Raw genomic sequence first — 26,412 nt, forward strand, 5'->3', positions numbered from 1 at the left:
AAACTGGTATGCACTCAAATCGATAATAAATGAAAATCAAAGCCCAGTGAACAAAACAATAGCCTTAATAGCTACTTCTTTTACAGCTTGGTATGAATTTAAAGACATAATTAATTTAAAATATATAAATTAGACTAAAGCATTAATAATCAAGCTGCTAAATCAATATGGCAGCTTTTTTATGCCTACTTTCAAATAAATTTAGTAGTTCACAATAAATTTTAGAGTTTAACAAAGTAAATAACCGTATGCTAATTGATTTAAAAGGTATTGCTAACAAATGCAATCATTGTTAATAGTCGTGCAAACTTTTCTACTGCTGAATTTAAAACTTTGAAACTTAAATTCTATATTTGTTTAAAACAATTTAAAATGGCTGGTAATAGCTACGGAACTCTTTTTAAACTTACCACTTTCGGAGAATCACATGGGGACGCATTAGGCGGAATTATAGACGGTTGTCCTGCGGGTATTGAATTAAATTTTAAAGCAATTCAGAATGAAATGCAACGCAGAATGCCAGGTCAATCTTCGATTGTGACGCAACGAAAAGAAGAAGACGAGGTGCAATTTCTTTCTGGATTATTTGAAGGTAAAACTACTGGAACTCCCATAGGCTTTGTAATTCCTAATACCAATCAAAAATCAGATGATTACGTTCACTTAAAAGACAGTTATCGTCCAAGCCATGCCGATTATGTTTATGAAAAAAAATATGGAATTAGAGATTATCGCGGTGGCGGAAGAAGTTCAGCTCGCGAAACTGTATGTCGCGTTGTTGCAGGTGCTATTGCCAAACAAGTTTTGTCTGAAATAAAAATAAATGCTTTCGTATCCTCGGTTGGTGAAATTTTTATGGAAAAGCCCTATCAAGATTTAGATTTTTCATTAATCGAAACCAATGCTGTTCGCTGCCCAGACGCGGCCACTGCCGAAAAAATGGAAAATTATATTAAAGAAATTCGTAAAGAAGGCGACACCGTTGGTGGAACCATAACGTGTGTTTTACAAAATGTACCCATTGGTTTAGGTGAACCTGTTTTTGATAAACTTCATGCCGAGTTAGCAAAAGCTATGCTTTCTATAAATGCTGTAAAAGGTTTTGAATTGGGTAGCGGTTTTTGCGGGGCTAAAATGAAAGGAAGTCAGCATAATGATTTGTATAATGAAGATGGAACCACGAAAACCAACCTTTCTGGAGGCATTCAGGGAGGCATTTCAAACGGAATGGATATTTATTTTAGAGTGGCTTTTAAGCCCGTTGCCACTTTAATTCAAAAACAAGAAGTTTTAAAAAATGATAATACACTTCAAGAACAACAAGGCAAAGGAAGACACGATCCTTGTGTATTACCAAGAGCCGTTCCTATAGTTGAGGCAATGGCAGCACTAGTTTTAGCTGATTTTTATTTGATAAATAAATCATACCTAAAATAAGTTGTATTTTTTTTAAATAGCATATTGCTAAAGTCGATAAAATGCGAATGAAAAGTAAACAAAATGACAAGTTCAGAAAACCAAAATTTTTTTTTTATTTCCAATCTTACTGTTCAAATTCTTCTTGCCATGCTTGTTGGCGCAGTTTTAGGTGTTTTTATTCACAATAATTTTGATTTTGATTTTGCCAAAAATTTTAGTGATAAAATAAAAATGTTAGCGACCATATTTATTCGATTGGTCCAAATGATTATTGCACCGCTTGTATTTACAACTCTAGTAGTAGGAATAGCTAAATTGGGCGACATCAAAGCCGTTGGCAGAATAGGAGGAAAGGCATTGGGCTGGTTTTTTTCAGCATCGTTTATTTCGTTATTAATTGGGATGTTTTGGGTAAATATTTTGCAACCCGGCGTTGGATTAAAACTTGGAAAAGTAGATTTAACAGCCGTTTCAGAAGTTACTGATAAAACTCATGGTTTTTCAGCTCAAAACTTTGTAGAACACATTATTCCCAAAAGCATAGTCGAGGCTATGGCAAACAATGAAATTCTTCAAATTGTAATTTTCTCTATTTTCTTTGGATTAGCGGCAGCTTCCATTGGCACAAGTGCAAAACCAGTTGTAAATGCGTTGGATAAAACGTCACACATCATTCTTAAAATGGTGAATTATGTAATGAAATTTGCACCAATAGGGGTTTTTGGTGCTATTGCTGGCGTATTTGCAATTAGAGATTTGAATGAATTATTATTGATTTATGCTAAATATTTTGGTTCTTTTTTAATCGGAATTTCTTCTCTTTGGATTGTTTTGTTATTTGTTGGTTATATTTTCTTAAAAGACAAAATGACAACTTTATTAAAAAGAATTGTTTCTCCATTAATAATTGCTTTTAGTACTACAAGCAGTGAAGCGGTTTTTCCAAAACTAACAGAAGAATTGGAGCGATTTGGAGTAAAAGATAAAATTGTTTCGTTTATGTTGCCTCTAGGTTATTCTTTCAATCTTGACGGCAGCATGATGTATATGACTTTTGCTAGTATTTTTATTGCCCAAGCGTATGGAGTTCATCTGGATTTAGCAACACAATTAACCATGCTTTTAGTTTTAATGTTAACCAGCAAAGGTATTGCAGGTGTTCCAAGAGCGAGTTTAGTAGTGGTTGCTGCTACCTGTGGCATGTTCAAAATTCCTGTGGAAGGTATTGCATTAATTCTTCCGATTGACCATTTTTGTGATATGTTCAGAAGTTCGACAAATGTATTAGGTAATGCTTTAGCTACATCTGTAATAGGTAAATGGGAAAAAGAATAATTTTTTTGAAAAATATTTATATATTTGAAGATCTTTACAATAACAAAAATTTTACTTTATGAAAAAAATTATTTTATTATTAGTTGTATTATTATCATCTTTTGCAACTTTTGCCCAATCGGATATTTATACCGTTTTGCCAGGTATCGGAACTTCTCAAAATGGGCGTGCTCCACAAGGTGGTAGGCCTGCAGGAAGAAGTATTTGGTTAATTACAGCTACAGAAATGGCTGCATCAGGATTTTCAGCAGGTTCGGTTGTAAATTCTCTTGGTTTTAATTATTCAGTAGCTCAAAATACAAGTACCACTGGAACTATTGTTATATATTTACAAAATACTGCAGATGTTACCAACACAAAAAGTACTATATGGGCAACTGCAATTAGTGGTATGACAACAGCCAATACAGGTGCTGTAACAATACCAAATGCTGCTGGTACTTTTGATATTCCTTTTACAGGAGGATCAGCTTTTACATACACTGGCGGCGGAATCTACGTCGCATTTGACTATCAAAATTTTTCAAATCCAGTGGCTACGATTTTGAACACCGCTCTATGTAGTAGTTCATTAACAGCTGGTTTGCTCGGTGCAATGACAGCCGTTGGCGGAACAACACCCGTAACTACAGTTGCAGCGTCTAACTTTAGACCTCAAACTCGTTTAGGAAAAACTGTAAGTTGCGCAAGACCAACTAATCTTAATGTAACCAGTACTACTTTAAATAGTGCAGTTTTATCTTTTACTAATACAAATGGAGGAACTACCGATATCGAATATGGTCCTCATGGTTATGCTATTGGCGCAGGAACTTCACTTATAAATGTTACTTCACCCTATACCTTAAATGGATTATCATCTTCCTCTGTCTATGATTTTTATGTGCGAAAAAATTGTGGTGGAGCTGCGGGACAAAGCGTTTGGAACGGACCATTTGCATTTAATACTATTTTCACCGCTGTAAATCCAATCTATACAGAAAGTTTTGAAAATGATACGTTACCTTTTGTTGGTTGGCTAGCTGTGCCTAATACCGCAGGATGGTTTATTGTAACAGGTACCGGCCTTACGCAAAGTGGTAACTTTGCTGCGGCTTCTGTTACTCCCGTTGCTGCTGCTGCTGATTCTCGTATGTTTTCAAGAGGAGTTAATCTTGTAGCTGGTTCAAGTGTTGATGTTACTTTTTATATCGAAAATTTTGTTAACGGTTCTACAAATACTGGTAATTATGAATTAACAGTAGGAAGTGCTCAAACAGTTGCTTCTCAAACTACGGTTGTAGGTAGTGAAACTGGAATAAGCAATGCAACCTATGTGCAAAAAACATTTACTTTTACAGCTCCGTCAACAGGTGTTTTTTACTTTGCATTTCATAACACATCGCCACTAAATGCTGCAGGAACACATGCTTTATTAGTTGATAATTTTGTAGTTACACAAACTTTAGGTATAAGCGAATTTTTGTCTTCTAAATTGAATGTATATCCAAATCCTGCAAATAATGTTATCAATTTTTCGAATGATATAAACGCAATAATTACTGCTATTGAGATGTCAGATTTGAATGGAAGAATAGTTAAATTACAGAAATTTAATGTTACAAACGGACAAGTTTATATTAGTGATTTATCAACAGGAGTGTACATGATGAAAATTACGACTGACCAAGGGATTGCGGTTAAGAAAATTGTTAAACAATAAGAATTTTATCAATTACAAAATAAGCCGTTTCAAAGTTTAAGCGGCTTTTTTTATGTTAAAAATTTAGACTGCAACGCTGCTGTCGAAATCATGCAACTTTCTTTTTTACCAAACCATTTGTATCTATTCCTAGCGATAAAATCATAAAATAAATTTGAAATTTTAATTGGAATAAAAGAAAAAAATGATAAAAATTTGAATTGTCCATCCAAATATTTGGCAATTTTAAATACAGCTTCTGCTTTATAATAAACAGTTCCGTCAGATTCATAAAGCAGTACACTATCTATTTTTAATTTTTCAAAACCCGTATGCTCTATTATTGCTATGCCCAATTCTGATTGAAGGGAAACAAACCTGAAAATATCTTGTTTATCATGTTTTATAACAAATCGAACAACTGATTCGCAAAGATTACAAACTCCATCAAAAAGGATTATTTTTTTATTTTTTGGTAAATCTTCAATTTTCATTATCTAATAAATTTAACTCAATGCTTATTTTGTTTTAACATATTCCAAAACTTCCAAACTTATTTTTGAAGTGAAAACGCCATAATTGACAACTGCTTTATTTTTTTCAATTTTATCAATCGTTCCTACTGCTTTTCCATCAAACATTCTTACTTTATCGCCTATTTTTAAAATTACTTTTGGCTTTTCGGTTTCCTGTTTTTGTGCTTTTATCTTCTTTTCTTTTTTTGTAATTCTAATTTCTTCAACTCTTACAGTCACTTCTTCAATGACCTTTTTTTTGATAATTTCTTGAGCTACTTTTTCTTTTACGGTTGCTTTTTTTCGCTTTGAATTTTCAATTTCCACTATTTTCAAAAACTCTCCAATAAGAATCTTTTTGTCTTTATTGTTAAAGTATTTTTCCGAAATATCATCTAACTTTTGCCCCATGTATATTAACCGTTGGTTGGCATCGTACAATTCCTGATACCGTTCCAGTTTCTCTTGAATTTTTACGTTGATACTTTCCATTTTTTTGCCTTCTTCCCGGGCTTTGGTTTCTTCTTCTTTTAAATTCAAAGATGTTTTCTCCAGTTTGGAGCGCTCTTTTTGAAGTGTCGCAATGGTTTTGTCAAAACGCACTTTGCCGCCTTCGATTTTCTTTTTAGCACGATTGATGAGTCCAAAAGGAATTCCATTTTTTTGCGCAACTTCAAAAGTGAACGAACTACCTGCTTGTCCCAAAATGAGCTTATACATTGGTTCCAAAGATTTTTCGTCAAAAAGCATATTAGCATTCGAGGCAAATGGTAATTCGTTGACCAATATTTTTAGATTAGAATAATGGGTGGTGATAATCCCAAATGCTTCCCGATGATAAAATTCCTCTAAAAATATTTCTGCCAAAGCTCCTCCAAGTTCTGGATCAGAACCTGTACCAAATTCGTCTATTAAAAATAAGGTCTTGGCATTGCATTTTTTGAGAAAATAATTCATATTTTTTAAACGATAACTATACGTACTTAAATGATTTTCAATAGATTGATTGTCTCCAATATCGGTTATAATTCTATCAAATAAAAAGCTTGTGCTGCGTTCATGAACTGGAATCAGAATTCCGCATTGCAACATTAATTGCAATAATCCGACGGTTTTTAATGAAATGGTTTTTCCGCCGGCATTGGGGCCAGAGATTACAATAATTCTACTTTGGGTACTCAACTCAATAGTTTGTGGATATGTTTTTTCATTCTTTTCTAAATTATTTAAAAACAAAATAGGATGGAATGCATCTCTGAAATACAATTGTTTTTCGGTAGTAATTGTGGGTAAAATGGCATTTATTTTACGGGCATATTTAGCTTTGGCTGCAATTACATCAATATCGCTCAAAATCTCTTGGTATTGTTTTAATAATTCTAAATAGGGACGAATATCATTAGAAAGTTGTTTCAAAATTTTAGTAATTTCCTCTCGTTCTTCGTACTCAAGATTACTCAATTCTCGTGAATAATGAAGCGTTGCTTCGGGTTCAATGTAGGCAATACTTCCTGTTTTTGAACTGCCCAAAATAGAGCCTTTTACTTTACGCCGATACATAGCTAAAACGGCTAAAACTCTACGGTTTTCTACAAAACTTTCTTTTATTTCGTCTAAATAACCCAACGAAATATATTGACTCATGGCTTGTCCGAAGCTTTGGTTTACTCTGCCTCGCACCACACTCATATCTCTGCGAATGTTGATTAAATCTGGTGATGCATTATTTTTTATTTCACCAAATTTATCAACAATTTCATCTATCTTTTGAATGATAAATTTGGTATATTCCACTTGAGTAGCTCTCTCGTTGAGTTTTGGATAGTATTCATGAAATTTTTTGAAGTACAACAACAAAACATTCACCGTTTCTGACAGCGTGGCTATTTTTTTGAAACTAGCCACCTCAAGAAAGCTGTCTTCAATGGCAAGAAATTTTAAATCATTGTTCAAATTATCAAATCCGTGATTTGGAATTGCATTATTATTGGAAAACGAAGATAAATATTCAGAGGTTTGTAGCAATGAATCCTGTAATGTGTTTTGATCTTTGAAAGGAAGTATTTCGAGTGCTTTTTGTCTTCCAATTTCAGTGTTGCATCGATCTGAAATGGTTTGTAAAATAGTGCTGAATTCTAAATCTTTGAGGGTTTTATCGGTAATGGAAATCATTAAAATGGTGTCTTTGGTTCAAAGTTACAAAGGATGCAATCCAAATTGCAAGAGAAATTAGTATTTTTGTTAAAATTTTATGAGATGTTTATCCATTTAAATTCTTCCTGGCAAAGTATACTTTCAAATGAATTTAAAAAGTCCTATTTTGAACGATTGATTGCCTTTGTAGAAAAAGAATATCAAACCAATACTTGCTTTCCAAAAGAGAATAAAATTTTTGCTGCTTTTGACTGTTGTCCTTTTGAAAAAGTTAAGGTGGTTATTATTGGTCAGGATCCTTATCATGGTTTAGGTAAGGCCAATGGATTATGTTTTTCGGTAAATGATGGAGTTGCTTTTCCTCCTTCTTTGATTAATATTTTTAAAGAAATTCAAACCGATTTGACAGTGCCATTTCCTAAATCTGGGAATTTAGAGCCTTGGGCGAAACAAGGCGTTTTGTTGCTCAACACCACATTAACAGTGAGAGAAAACGAAGCTGGAAGTCATCAAAGACAAGGCTGGGAAACATTTACCGATGCGGTTATTCAAAAAATATCAGATGAAAGAGAGAATATTGTGTTTTTATTGTGGGGAAATTTTGCCATAAAAAAAGGTAACCTTATTGATAGAAAAAGACACTATGTTTTAGAATCTGGTCATCCGTCGCCATTGTCCGCCAATCGAGGATTTTGGTTTGGAAATAAACATTTTAGTAAAACTAGTAGTTATCTAAAAAGTGTGGGTAAAGAGGCTATTGTTTGGCACTATTAATTTACAGTAAAATTATAAAAACCAGCATTATCAAGATTACTAATAGTGGCATTTATATTTAAAATCAAACGAGTTGCCGGACTTAAAGAACGTAATTCAACACTGTTAGTTGAATCGCTATTATATCCAAAACTCAAACGATAGGTACCCGCAGACAATAAAGGAAAACCAACACGATATTCGTAAGTTTCGCTAGTAGTATTGTACTCGCATATCGCGTAAACATAAGAGCCATTTTGAGCGGTACCTTTTACAATGTCTAATTGATTATCATTTACCGCTACGACTTCCCAAGTGGTAGCATTTATTTGTTTTTCGATTACATAAGAAAAATCAAAGGCTGTAGCTCCTGTAGTTTTAAAAGCATCTAAAGTTTTGCCATTTTCGTTTAAATATCTCGAAAAATTACTATTTATATAAAGTTTTTCACCAACGGTGTAGGTAGCAGCATGAGGTTGTATGGTCACTAAATTAGGCACAGTTGCAAAAACATTGTTGTAAAAGCCATCATCGTTGGTATTGCAGTTTGATACTAAAAGAGCTGTCAGAAATAAGACTATGTAGTGTATTTTTTTCATTTTATTTGTATTAAAATCTGTATCCTAAATTAAGTCCAACTCTAGAAATAACATCGGGACTCTTGTTTCTATTCGTCAAATTTTTACCAAAACCAACTATGAATTCTAGGGCGATGCTATTATGAAAATACATTTTGTATCCTAAACTTCCTCCGAAACCATAATCGGTATATTTTGATTTGAAAGTAGTATAATAATCAACGTTGTTTTCAGTTAAACGGATAATCTCTTTGAAATCACCTCCGTTGTAGGAGCCAAAAAATTCAGCAAAATAATATCTTGATTTACTTTTAGACAAAGCGTATCGCAAATAAGGATTGAACTCAAACTTGGGACTATTATTTCGATATCCGTTATCAAAATCATCATTAAGTTTACTACCATTAGAAAAATTTGCATTTAAACCTGCTGAAAAATCTTTCCCAAAAAATCGTTCATAACTAAAACTAGCTTTTGAAAAAACTATGGCAGACAAAATATCTACACGGAATTCATTTTTTTTGTTAGCAAGTATCGTATTTTCCTGCGCTAATAGGGCTAGTGGCAGTAAAAGTAGTAGATAAAATATTTTTTTCATTTTAGGTCTCTTTATTTAAAAACGAATATAGTAAATAAATTTGTGAATTATGAATTACTCACTTTAATCCAATGTCAAAGCTCCAAGAATTTCTTCATCCATAAAGGGTCCGCCAGGATATTTAGCGGTGTAATCAAGATTAAGCCAAATATTTCCTCGTTCATCTATATGATAATTGATTGATTTGTTTTTGCTTTCTTTTGGGAACAATACTTTTTTTATAGCATAATTGATGCGTTCTAAATTTTTTTTGGTACCAATTAATAATTCTGGGTAAATGTGTCCTTTTGTATGAATTAGTCTTGTTGTACCACCAATAGATTTTATACAAGCTGCCATAAACACAGAATGGTCGTCGCAATCACCCGAAAGATATTTAACAGATTCAGTAGCTTTTGCAATATAATCGTGTCCTTTTGGATCGCTAACATAATTCCATCTGCTATTTATTTCTTTAAAAATAGCAAACGATTGTATTATGGTCCAATCTTCATAATAGCCTTTAATATGCTTGAAATGCTTGTTAATTGCCATAATGGCGAAGTTTCTTATTTCAGGATTTTGATATTCAATTGCGTCTAAAATTTTGGATTTATTAGGAAAAGGCAACAGTTTAGAAATAATAATATCTTGCGGATAAGCATCATCGTTCATAGTGTACATCATAGAGCGATAATCTTCAAAAATACTTTGAAAACCATATTTGCCTGACAAACTCCCGTAAAGCAACATGATTAGATATAGAATAACTGAAATGAGTGTTACGCGTCGCAACGCTCTTAAAAGCAATTGAATTATGAAAAGAATAGCAAGAAACAATACAATGCGATCTATGTGATGCGCCCATTGTAGCGTAATGAAATTGTGGTGAGCGATAATAAAAATGGGAATGGTAATTAAAATATTCAGTACAAAAATGATAATCAAATCCCAAGGACTTTTTATCCTGAATTTTTCTTTCAGTTGATGATAAGAAAGACTTCCTAGTTTTATCATAGTGCCAACAATAAAAGCTAAACTGCTTTTACTATTTCAGCAAAAGTACTTTTTTTATCGATAATTTTCAGGTCAAACAGTTGATTTTGAATTTTGTTTAACACTTTTTCTTCTAGTGGTCTCTGTGACCAATTGGTACATTGTAACCATTCTTGAATATCTGGTAGTTTTTGATTGTACTTTGAGGCTAACATTCTGTCAATGCTAGGAATATCTTTAAATTCGGTGGTGGTACGATTTATTATTTCCAAAATTAAAGCTACAGTTTGTTTGTTAGCTTCTAAAAATTCATTTCTCACGGCTATTACAAAACAAGGCCACGGTGTTGGACAATCACCAACACGCCGAAAAATTCCTTTATCTACCAGCGGTTTTGTCATAAAATGTTCCCACATAAAATAATCTGCAGTACCATTAATCAATGATTCAACAGCTCCGTCTATAGTATTTACAATTTCGAATTGTAATGTTTGTGCATTCCAATTTTGATTTTGAGCATTTACATAAGCCATCAAATGCGAACCCGAACCATAGCGGGAAATGGCAACTTTTGTATTTTCTAAATCAGAAAGTGATTTGTATTTTGAGTTTGCTGCCACATGAATTCCCCATAGTAAAGGAGTTTCCACATAAACCTGCACTATCGAACTTGGATTACCACCAACAATATCTTTTACAATACCATCGGTTAGAATTACGGCAATGTCTGTATCGCCATCATGAAGCATTTGACACATTTTTCCTGTGCCTTCGGGAATATCAGACCATTGTAAATCAATTCCAGTTTTCTCAAATTCACCGTTTTCAATGCAGAGATGCCATGGTAAGTTAAAATGTTCAGGAACTCCTGCTATTTTTATTTTCTTCATAATTATTTTGGATGAGAGATGATAAATGATAGACATTTATTTGTCTATTCTCTCTTCGTCTTTTATCAATTATCTTTTGGATTCTCCATTTGCCACCATTTCCAGAAAACGCTGTCTTTGTCCAGATAATCTTCGATAGAGGTCATTCCAATTTTTTTTAAAATATGATTTGAGGCACCATTTTGTGAATGGGTGTAAGCATTCATTAATTTGATGTCAATTTTATTGAAACCATACTGCAGCCAAGCTACTGAAGCTTCAGTGGCGTAGCCTTTTGCCCAAAATTTTTCGTCTAACCGATAGCCATAATCATAGAAATTTGTGTTCCCATTTTCGATATGATCGTGAACAAATTTAATTCCGGTCCAGCCAATGAATTCGTTAGTATCTTTTAGGATTGTGGCAAAGCGACCTATTTTATTGCGTTCATACTGCATTTGAACATATTCGATGACTTTAACGCTTTCATCAATGGTTTGCGCTGGTTTTTGCCAAAGGTATTTATGAACCGCTGGATTGCTATCCATAGCAAAGATATCCTCTGTATCAGAAAGTTCTAATGGACGAAGGAGAAGACGGTCGGTTTCTAGGATTAGGTTCATAATATTATTTTTTTTAGCCCCGATAGCAATGAAAATCCTTTTTATCGCTTTATTAAATAAACATTTCGATTGCGCTCGATGTGACAAAGCGATAAAAAGATTGTAATAAATAGCGGGAAATAGCTCCTGAATTTACTCCACCAATTTTCCTAAAGCATATTGAATCAAAGCATCAACGGCTTTATAGGGATTGGCACTAAATGTTCCGTTGGCTCGATTGGCAATGATTGCATTCAATGATAAACAGTGGTGTCCCATCAGTTTTCCTAAACCGTAAATAGCGGAGGTTTCCATTTCAAGGTTTGCCATTCTGATGCCATTGAAATTAAAATTATCCATTTTGCTGTTCAGCTCTGGATCTTGAATTGCCAATCGCAAGACTCTTCCTTGTGGACCATAAAAACCACCAGCGGTTCCGGTAATTCCTTTGTGGATTAGTTCGCTGTCAAATTTATTTTTTAAAGTTTCGGAACACGCAATGACGCAGGGTTTTCCTTTTCTAATATCCCAATTGGTGTGCTTTATAAAAGCATCTTCCATCGCTGTTTCGCAAATAGCATCAATCACATAAGAGCGAAGCATGTTGTCAAGACCAAGTCCAAATTCGCCCATCACGAAGCTATCTACAGGAATATTTTCTTGTAGCGAACCCGAAGTTCCAATGCGGACAATGTTTAAAACTGTTAATTTTTCTTTTGGTTGACGCGTTTCAAAATCAATATTGACTAAAGCGTCTAATTCGTTCATTGTAATATCAATGTTGTCAGGACCTATTCCTGTTGACATTACAGTGATTCTTTTGCCTTTGTAAATTCCTGTTTGTGTTTTGAATTCGCGTTTTTGTGTTGAGAATTCAATGCGGTCAAAAAACTGTGTGATTTTTTCAACCCTATTTTGATCGCCTACAAAAATGATGTCGTGTGCGATATGTTCGGGTTTCAGGTTTAAGTGATAGACACTTCCGTCCGGGTTTAGTATTAGTTCTGAAGACTTTATCATTTGGTTATTCGGTTATTTGGTTATTCCTATTTGGTACTTGTTAATTTGTAAATGATTATCCGCCAACTCGCTTCACTTTAAAGCCTTTTTCTTTTAGTAAATTCATAATTTTATCGCGATAATCGCCTTGAATGATGATTGAATTATCTTTAAAAGTACCGCCAACGCTTAACTTGGTTTTTAATTCTTTGGCTAATATCTTGAAATCTTCATCGGTGCCTTGGTAACCTTCAATGATGGTAGTTGCTTTGCCTTTTCGTTTTTCATATTTGCAAATCATGAATTCATTTTGAATAAAAAGAGAATGTTCTCGTTCTTTCACTGCTTCTGGTTCGTTTGAAGATTGATGTTCTGGAAAAAGTTTTTTAAGCTGCTCTTGTAAATCCATAATTTGTAATAAACAAAGAAGTACGAATTAAGAAACTCGTACTTCATTAATATTAAGTAAAAAATATTCTTTTTTATGTTATAGTTCAAATTTCAATGACAAATGTAATCATTTTTTGAATTTGTAATAGTAACTATAGTAACAATATTTAGCTTTTATTCAATCATTTGTCTTGTATAATTTCGGGTAAAATGTTTACTTTTGAAACTTCAAAAACAAGAGATACAATATGAACTTCGACAGAAAAGAATTATCTAATATTCAATTATTAGATTTATATAAAAAGCTCTTGAAACCCCGATTGATAGAAGAAAAAATGCTTATTCTATTGCGCCAGGGGAAAGTATCTAAATGGTTTTCAGGGATTGGGCAAGAAGCCATTTCGGTAGGGATAACGGCTGCTTTGGATAAAGACGAATACATACTTCCCATGCATAGAAATTTAGGAGTTTTCACAGGACGTGACATTCCGTTGCACCGTTTGTTTTCGCAATGGCAAGGTAAAGCAACTGGTTTTACTAAAGGCAGAGACAGAAGTTTTCACTTTGGCACACAAGAGTTTAACATCATCGGAATGATATCGCATTTAGGACCACAAATGGGCGTTGCAGATGGAATTGCTTTAGCCAATAAATTGAAAAAGAATGGGAAAGTTACTGCTGTTTTTACCGGAGAAGGTGCCACCTCTGAAGGCGATTTTCACGAAGCACTAAACATAGCTTCTGTTTGGAATTTACCGGTTTTATTTGTGATTGAAAATAATGGATACGGACTTTCGACGCCAACTAACGAACAATACCGATGTGAAAATTTAGCAGATAAAGGCATAGGTTACGGCATGGAAAGTCATATTCTTGATGGAAACAATATTTTAGAAGTTTATACAAAAATTGCTGAATTAAAAGCGTCCCTATTTGATATTCCGCGACCGATATTATTAGAGTTTAAAACTTTTAGAATGCGTGGTCACGAAGAGGCGAGCGGTACCAAATATGTTCCGCAGGAGCTTATGGATATGTGGATGTTAAAAGATCCAATTTCAAATTACAAGGAATATTTGCTTCGTATTAGCGTGCTTTCTGATGAGGAAGATGTCAAAATAATCAAAACTATAAAGAAAGAAATTGACGAACATTGGGCAATCACACAAAATGAACCAGACATCACGGCAAGTTTAGAACAAGAATTAGGTGATGTATATAAAACTTTTGATTTTAAAGAAGTTAATCATTCAAATAAAGTTGAAAAAATTCGTGTTGTAGATGCTATTTCGAACGCGTTGCGTCAGTCGATGGAGCGTCATGACAACTTGGTGATTATGGGACAAGACATTGCGGAATATGGTGGTGCATTTAAGATTACTGAAGGTTTTGTAGCACAATTTGGAAAAGAGAGAGTTCGAAATACGCCAATTTGCGAAAGTGCCGTGGTTGCTGCTGCAATGGGATTGTCAATTAACGGATTCAAAGCTGTGGTTGAAATGCAGTTCGCTGATTTTGTTTCTTCGGGATTTAATCCGATTGTTAATTTATTAGCAAAACAACACTATCGTTGGAACGAAAAAGCCGATGTTGTTGTGCGCATGCCTTGCGGTGGTGGAACACAAGCAGGACCTTTTCACTCGCAAACCAACGAGGCTTGGTTTACCAAAACTCCGGGGTTGAAAGTAGTTTATCCGGCATTTCCTTTTGATGTAAAAGGGTTGTTGAATACGGCAATCGACGACCCGAATCCGGTAATGTTCTTTGAGCACAAACAATTATACCGTTCAGTTTATCAAGATGTGCCGTCGGATTATTATACTATTCCGTTTGGGAAAGCAACTTTGCTGAAGGAAGGAACACAGGTTACTATCATTTCGTTTGGAGTTGGCGTTCATTGGGCATTGGACACATTAAACAAACATACAGAAATCAGTGCTGATTTATTGGATTTGAGAACGTTGCAGCCATTAGATTCAGAAGCTGTTTTTGAATCGGTGAAGAAAACCAATAGAGTAATCATCTTGCAAGAAGACACACTTTTTGGCGGCGTTTCCAGCGATATTTCGGCGATGATTATGGAAAACTGTTTTGCGTATTTAGATGCGCCAGTAAAAAGAGTTGGCAGTTTAGAAAGTGCTATCCCATTTGTAAAAGCTTTAGAAGACCAATACCTGCCTAAAGAACGATTCGAGAAAGACCTGTTAGAGTTGCTAGCTTATTAGATAAAATAAGCAGGAACAAGGAAAATAGAATAGATTATAGAAAATGCGCTTGTACCAGCGCTTTTTTTGTTGATTAAATTTTATTAAGATGCTTTTCCAGTCTCTCTTGGATAATTTGTAGCGGAGACGCAATGGCATTAACGTACTGAAAATTTCCATCGCGTTGATTATTTATAGAAAGCTGAATGGGACAGGCTTCACTTTGTATTGCATTCACTTTGAAGCTATTGGTATTAGAGTCATATAATATATAAGGCGCACCAGACGAACCAAATCTGAAATAGCCTTTGATTAAATAACGTAATCCTTCGAGGTTGTAATTACCGCCAATTCGCTCTTGAAAAATCGAAAAATGCTCGGTAAAACCATCTATTTGTGCTTTATTAAGGAGTTTTCCAATCTCACTTGTTGGCGAACTTTGCAGGCAATAATAATTTTCTTGATTGTCGTCTAAAAGTGAATAATCAACTTCAAGACTTGGCATCGCATCAATAAGTTCTTGTGGCGTATTTATGATTTTATACAACGCAATATCTTCGTTATAAAAAGCTTCTACTAATGCTACTTCTACCAAAAATGTATGACGTTCAATTGAACTTTCGACAAAATATGTTATTGAATTGAAATAAGTTGCTAATTCGGGCTTGTTATAAAACAAATTATTTTTGAATTGTATTATCAAATGTGGATTACAAATTTTTCTATCCATCATAGTTGTCCATCTTGTATCAAAGTTTATTTGTTTGAGCAAATTGATAATACTTTGATAATCATTCGGATTGGTAATATTTGCATACCTTTTTTGATTTCCTAATTCCAATGGATAGCAACTTTCAAATAAATGCGCTTGCTCTGAATTCAGGTACGGAAAAATATCTGTAAGGTAAATGCCGTTATCAATAGATTTGAAAATTGTAGCTTCAGTTTTTAAATTGTGTGCCACCGAAAGAATATATCCATTGCCAATATGAAACGCACAAATATTGTTTTCAAAATGGCGTCTGTGAGGTTCCTCTTTATTCTGAATCCACATAATTCGGAATAGCGGTGAAGTTTGTTCGCTAGTTAACTCTAATTGCTTATTGAGTTTATGGTTTTGTATCATGGTCTTTTTAAATAATTGAATGTAACTAATTCATAAATATGACTAAAGTAAGGAGCTATTGATCGCTATGGTTTATTTTTTTAATTGATAATAAAATGCCAATTCCTGTTAAATACGACAATAAATTCAGCTAAGAAAATGAAGTTCCTATCACAATTCTTGCTGTTTTATTGTCAGCAAAGCCTAATTTTTAGACACATTTATAATACTGAAGCGTTTCTATTCCGAATGAAAAAAGCAAAACAAAAAAAGCAGCTGCTAGCACTTTTATTTTTAAAAAAAGATTTTATAAAACAATAGATTAATACAATAACCAAAACGTCTCCAAAGTAGGGTCTGATGATTTTATCGTGAACATAAAGTGCTATCAAAATTTCTACAGTAAAAATTAATGATGCTAATCGAAAGTATGTTTTGTTAAATGTTAACATGAATTATTCTTCTCCATCATCAGCAAGCTTAAACGGGTAATCACCAAAGAGTGAGGCAACTCGTTTAGTCTGATAGGTTTTTTTGGTAAACTTATTAGACAAAACAATAATGCTGACTTTCTCTTTTCTCAAAGTTATAAAAGACGAAGTATTGCCATGCCACCAGCCATTGTGGTAATAAAAAGGTTCGCCTTTATCCCATTCAATCATTCTAACGCCTAAACCGTAATTTCTAGTCCCTTTACTTTCATGGCTGTATCCTTTGTAAATTTTACTGATGAGTTCTGCATTTAAGAAAAAAGCATCATAACGTGCATTATCAAATTTTAGTAAATCTCTTGGTGTAGAATAAATATTTTTATCGCCATAAATTCCGTCAAGATAATCTATACCAATCTCCGTATTGTTGCCTTTATAAGATGGCGCAATCCTGTCACAATCTTTGGTAATATCAAATACAAAAGTATTGGTCATTCCAAGCGGATCAAAAATCATTTGCTTCATAGCATCTGGGTAAGAAAGACTAGTAATTTTTTCAAGAATTAAAGCAAGTATTGCATAATTAGTATTGCAATAACTAAATCTAGTGTCTGTTTTTGTTTCTAAAGGAATTTCTTTTTCTATCATAACTTTTACAATATCTTCGTTGGTCAAGATTTTATGCTTGTCCCAATTGTCGTTTTCAAAAGTAAAATAAGCATAATTTTTCATCCCGCTTCTGTGGTTCAACAAGGTTTGAATAGTGACATCTGGATAAGGAAAATTAGCAATAATGGTTTTCACTTTTTGACTTAAACTAATCTTTTGCGCATCAACTAACATGAGTATAGCCGTTGAAGTCAGTACTTTGCTAACAGATGCTATATGTAATGGCGTATCTTTACTAATCATCTCATTGGTTCTTTTGTTAGCATAACCTAAATAATTTTCATAAATGATTTGACCATTTTTTGCAACCAAAAAAGCAACATTGTCGTTGTTTTCAGACCACGTTTTTTCAAAATAATTACTCACTTCATAATTCTTTTCATTTACATACTCGATAGTTAGTTTAGGTAATTTTTCCTGTAAAGGATGCATTATGGGAATACCGTTTTTATTCACTTTAAGAACTTCTTTTTCTGTTTTTTCTTGTTTAGAACAAGAAACTGCAAGAAGAATAAAGACAAAAAATGAAAAGCTATATAGAGAAATTTTGGATGTCATTGTAAATATTTTGTAGAACAAATATAATTATTCAGTAAAGTTATAAAATTACTTTTTAAGAAAGCTATCAACACGTTTTCCACAATAGTTTAACATATAATTAGTACTATATACTTATAAATCTCAACTCAAAAAAACATAAAAGTTATTTATATCAAAAAGCTTTGAAAACGTTTTCGTTACTACTACTTTTGGAAACATTAAAAGATACTTTATGAAGTTTGGAATTGTTAAGGAAAGAAAAATACCAGTTGACAGAAGAGTAGTTTTTACTCCAGAGGAACTAGTTCGTTTGCAGAACGAACATCCAGAAGCTACTGTACGAGTTGAAAGTTCAGAAATTAGGGTTTTCAATGACGATGTCTACAGAAATTTGGGAGTTGAAATTGCTAATGATATTTCGGATTGCGACGTATTCTTTGGCGTTAAAGAAATTCCTGTGGATTATTTAATTCCCAATAAGAAATACTTTTTCTTTTCGCATACTATCAAAAAGCAAGTGCATAACCGAGAATTGTTGCAGGTAATTTTAAATAAAAACATTGAATTGTATGATCATGAAACTATAGTTGATACAAATAATAGAAGATTAATAGGTTTTGGTCGATATGCTGGGATTGTTGGTGCTTATAATGGTTTTAGAGCTTTCGGTTTAAAATATGATTTGTTCAATATTCCAAAAGCTGAAACGCTCCAATCAAAAGAAGATTTATTTGCTAGACTGAAAAGACAAATTTTGCCAAATATTAAAATTGTCTTGACGGGTCATGGTAAAGTGGGAATGGGAGCAAAGGAGATTTTGGACGGTATGAAATTAAAACAAGTTTCATCGGATGATTTTTTAAACAAAATATTTTCCGAACCTGTTTTTACTCAAATTGATGTTTTGGATTATAATAAACGAATAGATGGAACAAAAGCAGAAAAAAATGAAGATTTTTTTAATAATCCGCAGCTTTTTACCACCAATTTTGAACGTTTTAGTAAAGTTGCCGACATTTTTATGGCAGGTCATTTTCATGGTAATGGTTCCCCTAACATTCTTACTCGCGCAATGTTGCAAGCTGCAGATTGTAAAATAAAAGTGGTTGCTGATATTTCGTGCGATGTAGACGGACCTATTGCTTGCACGATAAGAGCATCATCTATTGCAGAGCCATTTTATGGTTATTTGCCTAATGAAAATAAAGAAGTTTCATTTAAACATCCGGGTTCAATAATGGTCATGGCTGTTGATAATTTACCATGTGAATTGCCAAGGGATGCTAGCGAAGGTTTTGGTGAAATGTTTATGGAACATGTTATTCCATCTTTTTTTAACAACGATAAAGATGGCATCCTTGAACGTGCAAAAATGACCGAAAACGGTAAGCTTACACCACGTTTTGCTTATCTTCAAGATTATGTTGATGGGAAATAATTATCGCTTTTAAATAGTCAAGTATCGATTAACTTGGAATTTTTTGGTTATTAAAAGTTTGTATTTTTTACAATCAAAAAAAAGCCCATAATATAGGTTGCCAAAATAATTAGCGATATATGTAACGATGTATTCTCCGTTGCAAATGACTGCTGATTTATTTGAAAATTATTTAGATGCCTTTTTATTATTTATGAAGATGATATAGACGCTGATTGGCAGAAAAATCCAAAATCATATAGCGTAAAAGATTTCACAGTCACTTCAAAATCAAAAATTAAATTACATTTAGCGTCGGGTGGTGGAGCGGCAATTAGTTTTAAAAAGTACAAATAATTTTTATATCAAAAATAATGTGTAAATTTGCGTGTATATAAGTGTAAAAATACATCAAAAGTGAAAAAATCAAAAACTTATTCTAAAACAATAAAAACACCTATCGTTTCAAATGAACCAATAGCTTTGTATTTTCCTGCAACGTTTATTAAGAGCAAAGTTTTGGAAAATCTTTCAAAAAGTTCTAAAGATATTTTTAATGAAGTTGTTTTAAAAACAGGCTTGACCTTAAAAATTCTTGCCGAAAACATTTTTGAAATAACACCTAAAACACTCATAAAATATAAAAATAACGAAACAAAAATTCCTTCAAGAATTACAGAAATAGCTATTGAAATAAACATATTGTTTGATTTAGGTAATGTAATTTTTGGTTCTCCCGAAGTTTTTAATTTATGGCTCAATAAAGAAAATAGTTTTTTTAATAATTTAAAACCATCATTTTTTTTAAACACTTCTACTGGCATTCATTTGGTTTATGAGGAATTAAAAAGAATAGAGTTTGGTGCGACAGCATAGTTCAATTTTGAAGGTTTATCGAATTACACATAAAAAATGGGCAGATAAATTAGTGGCTTCGGGTTATGCAGCTCGATGGAATTCTCATGGTTTTTATGTTATTTATACTGCAGAAAACAGATCTTTGGCTTGTTTAGAAAATTTGTTTCACAGAAATGGTTTTGGATCAGACAATGATTATTTTATAATGACGATAAATATTCCAAATACTGTTGTAATCACCAAAATCGAAACTACTGAATTACCAGCAGGTTGGAATCTGCCCAATGAAAATGCACATTTGCTTTGCAGAAGTTTTGGCGATAACTGGATCAAATCACAAAAATCGTGTTGTTTAATTGTTCCTTCAGCAATTATAGAAAACGAAAAAAATATTTTAATTAATCCAAATCATAAAGATTTTGATAAAGTTAAATTAAGTTTGTCTCAACCTTTTTCATTTGATAATCGACTATCTATTTAATCAAACCAATTTAAATTATGACTACTACCAAAACCAATTATCCTGCACTTTATACTTTAATTACAGTTTTTTTCTTTTGGGGTTTTATTGCTGCGGGAAATAGTATTTTTATTCCTTTTTGTAAAAGTTATTTTTCGTTAGATCAATTTCAATCACAATTGGTTGATTTTGCTTTTTACACCGCCTATTATATTGGTGCTTTATTACTTTTTGCCCTTGGAAATAGTAGCGGAAAGGATATTGTTGGAAAATGGGGTTACAAAAAAAGTATTGTTTATGGCTTACTATTTTCGGCGTTAGGAGCTGGAGTCATGATTTTTGCAGTAGAATCTAATTTGTATGCAGGAATGTTAGTAGGATTATTTATTGTAGCACTCGGGTTTTCGCTACAACAAACAGCCGCCAATCCGTTTGCGATTTTATTGGGTAACCCAAAAACTGGTGCAAGTCGAGTTAATCTTGGTGGTGGCATCAATTCATTTGGAACCACTATAGGTCCGATTGTAGTAGCTTTGGCCTTATTCGGAACCGCAGCATCTGTATCAGAAGAACAAATTAAAGCATTAGAATTAAATAAAGTTGTAATTTTATATGTAGGTGTCGGAATACTATTTATTGCTGCTGCAGCAATGTTTTATTTTTCAAGAAAAGTTCCAGACGGAATTTCAGATGAACCTATCGAAAAAGCAAATAAAGCATTGTGGACTCTGGTAATTATGTCTGTTTTATTGACAGGATGTTTTATTCCAATATTCAAAACGTATCAGATTAATACCGTTAATTTTGATAAAATACAGCTATTAGCTTTAGAACAATATAGAATGAGATGGCTTTTCGGGGCATTAGGTGTTGTGCTTGGCGCGATAGTTTTTTCATACATTGCTGCACAGAAAAAAGCCGAGGGTTGGGGTGCAATGCAATATCCACAATTAGTACTGGGAATGCTAGCAATATTTACTTATGTTGGCGTGGAAGTAGCTATTGGTAGTAACCTCGGAAGTTTATTAAATTTAAAAGAATTTGGGAGGCTACATTCGTCGGACATTGCGCCTTATGTGTCTATGTATTGGGGAAGTTTGATGATTGGTCGTTGGGCTGGTGCAATTACTGTTTTTAATCTGAAAGGGTATAGTAAAACAATCGCTTTAATAATTATTCCGTTGGTAGCTTTTGGATTAATTTTAGGTATCAATATTCTTTCAGGAAAAGATATGAAACCCTTGTATTATTATGTTTTCTGTGTGTTGATACAAATTGGTGCTTTCTTTATAAGCAAAGACAAACCTGCAAGAACAATGATGATTTTTGGAAGTTTTGGAATTTTAGCCATGCTAATTGGCTTATTTACTTCGGGAACTATTGCTATTTATGCTTTTTTATCTGGAGGTTTGGCATGTAGTATTATGTGGCCAGCGATTTTCAGTTTATCTATAATCGGATTAGGAAAATATACTTCTCAAGGTTCGGCATTTTTAATTATGATGATTTTAGGTGGTGGAATTATTCCTCCAATTCAAGGAAAATTATCGGACATTATAGGAATTCATCAATCCTACATTGTTACGGTGGTTTGTTTTGCTTATTTGACATTATTCGCTTTTTTAGTAAAAGGAATTTTGAAAAAACAAAACATCGATGTAGATGTTATCGAACTTGAAGGAGGTCATTAACTTCGCAAAATTTGCTTCTCAAAATTATAAGTAAGGTGAATGATAAAATCAATTTTTACCGTTTTTTATTCCTTGTCTATAAATTGCGACCAGATTAAAATATTATTTCTAACGTGTGCCATTGCAGCTAATAACTAAAATATTACATTAGATAGTTTTTACTTTTTGTCAAAAATTATTTTATTTTTACATTTGTTATAATTTTATTATGTAATCAAAAAGATAATCTCATTAATCGATGAAAAAAAAACTACTGCTATTTTCATTTTCTTTATTTCTACTGGCTACAACTAGTTATAGCCAACAATATATTCCTTATTACGGTTCGGTTGTGGAACAATGTTCTCAAGGAAATATCACCAACAATTTGACGATTTATGAATCATTAGGGCTAAAAAGAAGAGGTACTTTAGCATTAGATACTACTTTTAACTGGTTGAAATCAAAATATTTAAGTTTTGGCTACAGCGCAAATCAAATAGATGATGACTCCTATACTTATACTGGTTCATCGTCAGTTTGTAAAAATTTAATAGTCACTAAAGTTGGTACTGTTTATCCAAATATTTATATAATTGTTTGTGGTCATTATGATTCTATTGGTGGTACAGGTACTAATGATAATGGTAGTGGCTTGGTATCAATATTAGAAACGGCTCGATTATTACGCAGTATTCCAACCGAATATTCTATAAAATTTATCAATTTTAGCGGGGAAGAAGATGGATTATATGGAAGTAAACATTATGTAGATACCGTTGTTAATGGGACAACACCAAAAATGAATATTCGCTTGGTTATCAATATTGACGAAGTGGGCGGTGTTGCTGATTTAATCAATGATACTATAACATGCGAACGAGATACGAATAATTCTCCTTCAACAAACAACGCTTTATCCACAACAATGACCAATGAATTAATTGCATGTGTTGGTTTATATTCTCCATTAAACGCCGTTTTGTCGTATGCATATGCTTCTGATTATATGTCTTTTCAAGCCAATAACGAAACCATAACAGGACTTTTTGAAACCAATGAAACCACCCATAAACATACTAATACCGATTTATTAATTAATATGGATTCTGTTTATAACTATAAAGTTGCTAAAGTACTTATCGGCACTACGATGCACTTTGCAGCAGCAGCAACTTCAACTTTAGGCAATCAAGAGTATGAAGATTCGTATCAGGTAAGTTTTTATCCAAGTCCTGCCAATGATATTTTGAACATTAATTTGGGCTCTATTACTGAAACTAATTATTCGTTTTCATTGGTAGATGTTCAAGGAAAAATAGCTTTTAGAAGAGAAGTACAAAATGCTCATTTAATTGAATCAATACCTTTAGAAGGTCTGTCGAAAGGAGTGTATTTAGCTATTTTGCAAACCGCAACTAAACGAATTACCAAAAAAATTATTGTAGAATAAATTTAATTACAATTTGTCTTTTAAATAAAATCCAGTAACCGATTTTTTGTTTTTCACAATATCTTCTGGAGTTCCTATTGCTAATAACTGTCCACCATTTTCGCCACCTTCTGGACCTAAATCAATAATCCAATCGGCACATTTTATCAAGTCAAGGTTGTGTTCAATAACAATAATTGAATGTCCCTTTTCAATCAAAGCATCAAACGAAGCCAACAGTTTTTTGATATCGTGAAAATGCAAACCCGTCGTTGGTTCATCAAAAACAAATAATGCTTTTTCCTTTGTGACACCTTTTACTAAAAATGAGGCTAACTTTATACGTTGTGCTTCACCACCAGAAAGAGTAGAAGATGATTGTCCTAATTGGACATAACCCAATCCAACATCTTGTAAAGGTTGTATTTTCTGAATGATTTTTGATTGTTTTTTTTCTGTAAAAAAGACAATCGCATCCTCAATGGTCATTGTTAAAATATCATCAATGTTTTTGCCTTCAAACGCCACTTCCAAAACTTCTTTCTTGAAACGTTTTCCTCCACAGGTATCGCAAATAAGGGAAACATCAGCCATAAAAACCATTTCCACATTGATAGCGCCTTCGCCTTTGCAGGTCTCACATCTGCCGCCATCTACATTAAAAGAGAAATGCTTGGCTTGATAGCCGCGAACGTTAGACAATTTTTCTTTTGCATACAATTCCCGAATGTCATCGTAGGCTTTGATATACGTCACAGGATTAGAACGAGAACTTCTTCCAATAGGGTTTTGGTCTACATATTCTATGTGTTTGATATGTGAAAAACTCCCTGTTAAATCTGTAAACTGTCCGGCTATATCTGCTATTCCTTCCAGTTTTTTTTGCATGGCTGGAAAAAGAATTTTCTTTACCAATGTGCTTTTTCCACTTCCAGAAACTCCCGTTATTACCGTTAAACTTTCTAACGGAAAAGCCACATCCACATTTTGAAGATTATTTTCTCGAGCACCTATTATTTTGATGAAGTTGTTAGATTTTCTGCGCTTTTTTGGAACAGAAATTTCTAATTGTCCGTTTAAATATTTTGCAGTCAGTGAATCAGCTTCAAGTATTTCAGCAAAATTACCTTCGGCTACTAATTGGCCACCAAAAGTTCCTGCTTCGGGACCGATATCTATAATTCTATCTGCTGCTTTCATGATATCTTCATCGTGCTCAACAACAATAACCGTATTGCCTAAATTTCTTAAATTCTTCAGAACTTTAATTAATCGTTCAGTATCTTTTGGATGCAAACCAATACTAGGTTCGTCTAGAATATACATCGATCCCACTAAACTACTTCCGAGTGAAGTTGCCAAATTAATACGCTGCGATTCGCCGCCCGAAAGTGTAGATGAATTACGGTTCAAAGTCAAATAATCAAGTCCAACATCACTTAAAAATGCTAAACGATTATTAATTTCCAATAGCAAACGTTTGGCTACTTTTTGATCGTAGTCTGAAAGTAACAACTCCTTAAAAAATGGAATTAATCTCTTTATAGAAAGCTCAACTAGTTCGGAAATTGTTTTTCCGCCTACAGTAATATAGTTGGCTTCTTTTCGTAATCGTTTACCTTTACAGACAGGACATTTCGTCTTACCACGATAACGCGAAAGCATTACACGGTTTTGAATTTTATAATTTTTTTCTTCCAATTCTTTAAAAAAATCATTTAAACCCGTGAAGAATTTATTGCCTTTCCAAATCAGGTCTTTTTGTTCATCAGATAATTCAAAATAGGGTTTATGTATTGGGAAATCAAATTTATAAGCATTGTTGACCAATTGATCACGGTACCAACCCATACTTTCGCCTCGCCACGGAAAAATTGTATTTTCAAATACAGAAAGCGCCGTATTTGGAATTACTAATTCTTCATCAATACCTATAATATTCCCATAACCTTCGCAAGTGGGACATGCACCGTAGGGATTATTGAAACTAAACAAATGAATATTGGGTTCTAAAAAAGTAATACCATCCAATTCAAAATTGGAACTAAAAAGTAAGCGATTATTATCACCCAAATCTTGTAAATAACAGATGCCTTTTCCTTCAAAAAATGCCGTTTGAATAGCGTCAGCCAATCGGTTAAAAAATTCTTCTTCTTCCTTGACGACAATTCGATCTATAATCAATAAAATGTCTTTATTATCCAAAGAATGATGCTCAAGTTCGTCTAAACGAACCATTTCGTTGTTAACAAATATTCTGGAAAAACCTTGTTGTAACAATACTTTTAGCTTGTCTTCCAACGCTCTACCTTGTTCAAGATGAATTGGAGAAAGCAATAACCATTTACTATCTAAATCAAAGGTTTTAACTTTTACGATTACATCTGTAACGTTATCTTTTCTAACTTCTGAACCAGAAACTGGTGAAAAGGTTTTGCCAACTCGAGCAAAAAGAAGTTTTAAATAATCATAAATTTCGGTAGAAGTTCCAACGGTTGACCGAGCGTTGGTTGTATTTACTTTTTGTTCGATGGCAATCGCAGGCGCAATTCCTTTGATGTATTCAACTTTGGGCTTGTCTAGCCTTCCCAAAAATTGGCGTGCGTAACTAGATAAACTTTCAACATAACGTCGCTGTCCTTCAGCATATAATGTGTCAAATGCCAAACTCGATTTTCCAGAACCAGAAAGTCCCGTAATAACAACCAGTTGATTTCTAGGAATAACAACATCCAAATTTTTTAAATTATGAATTTGT

23 protein-coding genes and 1 pseudogene are annotated in these 26,412 nt (G+C 33.2%); 11 read left to right on the forward strand and 13 right to left on the reverse strand.

All coding sequences use genetic code 11. The annotated features are described in order from the left end of the window. Nucleotides 1-372 precede the first annotated feature (372 nt). The 3 genes from aroC to Q0Q96_RS06320 all read left to right on the forward strand — a co-directional run bounded on the left by aroC (nucleotide 373) and on the right by Q0Q96_RS06320 (nucleotide 4,456). Entirely contained in the window at nucleotides 373-1,437 is a 1,065-nt protein-coding gene (aroC, locus tag Q0Q96_RS06310) for a chorismate synthase (protein ID WP_293872390.1), read from the forward strand. A gap of 63 nt (nucleotides 1,438-1,500) precedes the next feature. Continuing rightward, nucleotides 1,501-2,754 (forward strand): cation:dicarboxylase symporter family transporter, encoded by a 1,254-nt coding sequence (locus Q0Q96_RS06315; protein WP_293872391.1) that lies wholly within the window; start codon nucleotides 1,501-1,503, stop codon nucleotides 2,752-2,754. A 58-nt stretch (nucleotides 2,755-2,812) separates the two neighbouring features. Continuing rightward, nucleotides 2,813-4,456, forward strand: coding sequence for a T9SS type A sorting domain-containing protein (locus Q0Q96_RS06320; protein WP_293872392.1), 1,644 nt, complete (start codon nucleotides 2,813-2,815; stop codon nucleotides 4,454-4,456). A 50-nt stretch (nucleotides 4,457-4,506) separates the two neighbouring features. Here the strand turns inward: Q0Q96_RS06320 and Q0Q96_RS06325 are convergent, their stop codons facing one another. Further along, on the reverse strand, nucleotides 4,507-4,923 hold the full coding sequence (locus Q0Q96_RS06325) for a DCC1-like thiol-disulfide oxidoreductase family protein (protein WP_293872411.1): 417 nt from the start codon (nucleotides 4,921-4,923) through the stop codon (nucleotides 4,507-4,509). Between the two features lie 30 nt (nucleotides 4,924-4,953). Continuing rightward, nucleotides 4,954-7,122: a DNA mismatch repair protein MutS gene (locus Q0Q96_RS06330; RefSeq protein WP_293872393.1), complete on the reverse strand. Its 2,169-nt coding sequence runs from the start codon at nucleotides 7,120-7,122 to the stop codon at nucleotides 4,954-4,956. An 84-nt stretch (nucleotides 7,123-7,206) separates the two neighbouring features. On the opposite strand from Q0Q96_RS06330, the gene ung reads away from it, so the two are divergent. Next, on the forward strand, nucleotides 7,207-7,878 hold the full coding sequence (ung, locus tag Q0Q96_RS06335) for a uracil-DNA glycosylase (RefSeq protein WP_293872394.1): 672 nt from the start codon (nucleotides 7,207-7,209) through the stop codon (nucleotides 7,876-7,878). On the opposite strand, the gene Q0Q96_RS06340 is transcribed toward ung, so the two are convergent. From Q0Q96_RS06340 to Q0Q96_RS06370, 7 genes are all read right to left on the reverse strand, one after another. Continuing rightward, a complete protein-coding gene (locus tag Q0Q96_RS06340; protein WP_293872395.1) occupies nucleotides 7,875-8,456 on the reverse strand; it encodes a hypothetical protein in 582 nt (193 codons plus the stop codon). The two genes, ung and Q0Q96_RS06340, sit on opposite strands and share 4 nt — an antisense overlap. Nucleotides 8,457-8,466: 10 nt before the next feature. After that, entirely contained in the window at nucleotides 8,467-9,033 is a 567-nt protein-coding gene (locus tag Q0Q96_RS06345) for a hypothetical protein (RefSeq protein WP_293872396.1), read from the reverse strand. Between the two features lie 63 nt (nucleotides 9,034-9,096). Beyond that, nucleotides 9,097-10,029: a transglutaminase gene (locus Q0Q96_RS06350; protein ID WP_293872397.1), complete on the reverse strand. Its 933-nt coding sequence runs from the start codon at nucleotides 10,027-10,029 to the stop codon at nucleotides 9,097-9,099. A 17-nt stretch (nucleotides 10,030-10,046) separates the two neighbouring features. Next, nucleotides 10,047-10,898, reverse strand: coding sequence for a substrate-binding domain-containing protein (locus tag Q0Q96_RS06355; RefSeq protein ID WP_293872398.1), 852 nt, complete (start codon nucleotides 10,896-10,898; stop codon nucleotides 10,047-10,049). A gap of 65 nt (nucleotides 10,899-10,963) precedes the next feature. Further along, nucleotides 10,964-11,500 carry a GNAT family N-acetyltransferase gene (locus Q0Q96_RS06360; RefSeq protein ID WP_293872399.1) on the reverse strand — a complete coding sequence of 179 codons (537 nt, stop codon included), beginning with the start codon at nucleotides 11,498-11,500 and terminating at the stop codon, nucleotides 10,964-10,966. A gap of 132 nt (nucleotides 11,501-11,632) precedes the next feature. Next, nucleotides 11,633-12,499 (reverse strand): nucleoside phosphorylase, encoded by an 867-nt coding sequence (locus tag Q0Q96_RS06365; RefSeq protein WP_293872400.1) that lies wholly within the window; start codon nucleotides 12,497-12,499, stop codon nucleotides 11,633-11,635. Nucleotides 12,500-12,554: 55 nt separating this feature from the next. Beyond that, nucleotides 12,555-12,887, reverse strand: a complete 333-nt coding sequence (locus Q0Q96_RS06370; RefSeq protein ID WP_293872401.1) for a translation initiation factor — start codon at nucleotides 12,885-12,887, stop codon at nucleotides 12,555-12,557. Nucleotides 12,888-13,116: 229 nt separating this feature from the next. Between Q0Q96_RS06370 and Q0Q96_RS06375 the strand changes: the two genes are divergently transcribed. Beyond that, nucleotides 13,117-15,093, forward strand: coding sequence for a dehydrogenase E1 component subunit alpha/beta (locus Q0Q96_RS06375; protein WP_293872402.1), 1,977 nt, complete (start codon nucleotides 13,117-13,119; stop codon nucleotides 15,091-15,093). Nucleotides 15,094-15,166: 73 nt separating this feature from the next. Here the strand turns inward: Q0Q96_RS06375 and Q0Q96_RS06380 are convergent, their stop codons facing one another. From Q0Q96_RS06380 to Q0Q96_RS06385, 3 genes are all read right to left on the reverse strand, one after another. Next, the gene (locus Q0Q96_RS06380; protein WP_293872403.1) at nucleotides 15,167-16,198 is read right to left on the reverse strand and encodes a hypothetical protein; all 1,032 of its coding nucleotides are present in this window, start codon (nucleotides 16,196-16,198) and stop codon (nucleotides 15,167-15,169) included. A 200-nt stretch (nucleotides 16,199-16,398) separates the two neighbouring features. After that, nucleotides 16,399-16,629: a DUF2809 domain-containing protein gene (locus tag Q0Q96_RS12250; protein WP_366069085.1), complete on the reverse strand. Its 231-nt coding sequence runs from the start codon at nucleotides 16,627-16,629 to the stop codon at nucleotides 16,399-16,401. A 3-nt stretch (nucleotides 16,630-16,632) separates the two neighbouring features. Next, nucleotides 16,633-17,835, reverse strand: coding sequence for a serine hydrolase domain-containing protein (locus Q0Q96_RS06385; RefSeq protein ID WP_293872404.1), 1,203 nt, complete (start codon nucleotides 17,833-17,835; stop codon nucleotides 16,633-16,635). A gap of 214 nt (nucleotides 17,836-18,049) precedes the next feature. Between Q0Q96_RS06385 and Q0Q96_RS06390 the strand changes: the two genes are divergently transcribed. From Q0Q96_RS06390 to Q0Q96_RS06415, 6 genes and pseudogenes are all read left to right on the forward strand, one after another. After that, complete coding sequence (locus Q0Q96_RS06390; protein WP_293872405.1) at nucleotides 18,050-19,255, forward strand: NAD(P)-dependent oxidoreductase; 1,206 nt, start codon at nucleotides 18,050-18,052, stop codon at nucleotides 19,253-19,255. Nucleotides 19,256-19,352: 97 nt separating this feature from the next. Then, nucleotides 19,353-19,591 (forward strand): annotated as a pseudogene (locus tag Q0Q96_RS06395) (glycoside hydrolase family 97 C-terminal domain-containing protein); the annotation flags it as partial. 60 nt (nucleotides 19,592-19,651) lie between these two features. Then, nucleotides 19,652-20,110, forward strand: a complete 459-nt coding sequence (locus Q0Q96_RS06400) for an MbcA/ParS/Xre antitoxin family protein (protein ID WP_293872406.1) — start codon at nucleotides 19,652-19,654, stop codon at nucleotides 20,108-20,110. 7 nt (nucleotides 20,111-20,117) lie between these two features. Then, nucleotides 20,118-20,573, forward strand: coding sequence for an RES family NAD+ phosphorylase (locus Q0Q96_RS06405; protein WP_293872407.1), 456 nt, complete (start codon nucleotides 20,118-20,120; stop codon nucleotides 20,571-20,573). A gap of 17 nt (nucleotides 20,574-20,590) precedes the next feature. Next, nucleotides 20,591-22,243 carry an MFS transporter gene (locus tag Q0Q96_RS06410; RefSeq protein ID WP_293872408.1) on the forward strand — a complete coding sequence of 551 codons (1,653 nt, stop codon included), beginning with the start codon at nucleotides 20,591-20,593 and terminating at the stop codon, nucleotides 22,241-22,243. A gap of 238 nt (nucleotides 22,244-22,481) precedes the next feature. Further along, nucleotides 22,482-23,675 (forward strand): M20/M25/M40 family metallo-hydrolase, encoded by a 1,194-nt coding sequence (locus Q0Q96_RS06415; RefSeq protein WP_293872409.1) that lies wholly within the window; start codon nucleotides 22,482-22,484, stop codon nucleotides 23,673-23,675. Between the two features lie 6 nt (nucleotides 23,676-23,681). Here Q0Q96_RS06415 and uvrA read toward each other — a convergent pair. Further along, nucleotides 23,682-26,412 (reverse strand): excinuclease ABC subunit UvrA (gene uvrA / locus Q0Q96_RS06420; protein WP_293872410.1); only part of this gene is annotated, 2,731 nt, incomplete at its 5' end.

This window comes from Flavobacterium sp., assembly GCF_025352015.1.
Taxonomy (GTDB): Bacteria; Bacteroidota; Bacteroidia; order Flavobacteriales; family Flavobacteriaceae; genus Flavobacterium.

What these genes read in the sequence shown, in the direction of transcription:
- aroC (WP_293872390.1), top strand. Translation starts at nt 373, where the DNA reads ATGGCTGGTAATAGCTACGGAACTCTTTTTAAACTTACCACTTTCGGA.
- Q0Q96_RS06355 (WP_293872398.1), bottom strand. Translation starts at nt 10,898, where the DNA reads ATGAAGAAAATAAAAATAGCAGGAGTTCCTGAACATTTTAACTTACCA.
- Q0Q96_RS06320 (WP_293872392.1), top strand. Translation starts at nt 2,813, where the DNA reads ATGAAAAAAATTATTTTATTATTAGTTGTATTATTATCATCTTTTGCA.
- Q0Q96_RS12250 (WP_366069085.1), bottom strand. Translation starts at nt 16,629, where the DNA reads ATGTTAACATTTAACAAAACATACTTTCGATTAGCATCATTAATTTTT.
- Q0Q96_RS06415 (WP_293872409.1), top strand. Translation starts at nt 22,482, where the DNA reads ATGAAAAAAAAACTACTGCTATTTTCATTTTCTTTATTTCTACTGGCT.
- Q0Q96_RS06340 (WP_293872395.1), bottom strand. Translation starts at nt 8,456, where the DNA reads ATGAAAAAAATACACTACATAGTCTTATTTCTGACAGCTCTTTTAGTA.
- Q0Q96_RS06390 (WP_293872405.1), top strand. Translation starts at nt 18,050, where the DNA reads ATGAAGTTTGGAATTGTTAAGGAAAGAAAAATACCAGTTGACAGAAGA.
- Q0Q96_RS06370 (WP_293872401.1), bottom strand. Translation starts at nt 12,887, where the DNA reads ATGGATTTACAAGAGCAGCTTAAAAAACTTTTTCCAGAACATCAATCT.
- Q0Q96_RS06345 (WP_293872396.1), bottom strand. Translation starts at nt 9,033, where the DNA reads ATGAAAAAAATATTTTATCTACTACTTTTACTGCCACTAGCCCTATTA.
- Q0Q96_RS06365 (WP_293872400.1), bottom strand. Translation starts at nt 12,499, where the DNA reads ATGATAAAGTCTTCAGAACTAATACTAAACCCGGACGGAAGTGTCTAT.
- Q0Q96_RS06410 (WP_293872408.1), top strand. Translation starts at nt 20,591, where the DNA reads ATGACTACTACCAAAACCAATTATCCTGCACTTTATACTTTAATTACA.
- Q0Q96_RS06380 (WP_293872403.1), bottom strand. Translation starts at nt 16,198, where the DNA reads ATGATACAAAACCATAAACTCAATAAGCAATTAGAGTTAACTAGCGAA.
- Q0Q96_RS06350 (WP_293872397.1), bottom strand. Translation starts at nt 10,029, where the DNA reads ATGATAAAACTAGGAAGTCTTTCTTATCATCAACTGAAAGAAAAATTC.
- Q0Q96_RS06360 (WP_293872399.1), bottom strand. Translation starts at nt 11,500, where the DNA reads ATGAACCTAATCCTAGAAACCGACCGTCTTCTCCTTCGTCCATTAGAA.
- Q0Q96_RS06315 (WP_293872391.1), top strand. Translation starts at nt 1,501, where the DNA reads ATGACAAGTTCAGAAAACCAAAATTTTTTTTTTATTTCCAATCTTACT.
- Q0Q96_RS06330 (WP_293872393.1), bottom strand. Translation starts at nt 7,122, where the DNA reads ATGATTTCCATTACCGATAAAACCCTCAAAGATTTAGAATTCAGCACT.
- Q0Q96_RS06375 (WP_293872402.1), top strand. Translation starts at nt 13,117, where the DNA reads ATGAACTTCGACAGAAAAGAATTATCTAATATTCAATTATTAGATTTA.
- ung (WP_293872394.1), top strand. Translation starts at nt 7,207, where the DNA reads ATGTTTATCCATTTAAATTCTTCCTGGCAAAGTATACTTTCAAATGAA.
- Q0Q96_RS06385 (WP_293872404.1), bottom strand. Translation starts at nt 17,835, where the DNA reads ATGACATCCAAAATTTCTCTATATAGCTTTTCATTTTTTGTCTTTATT.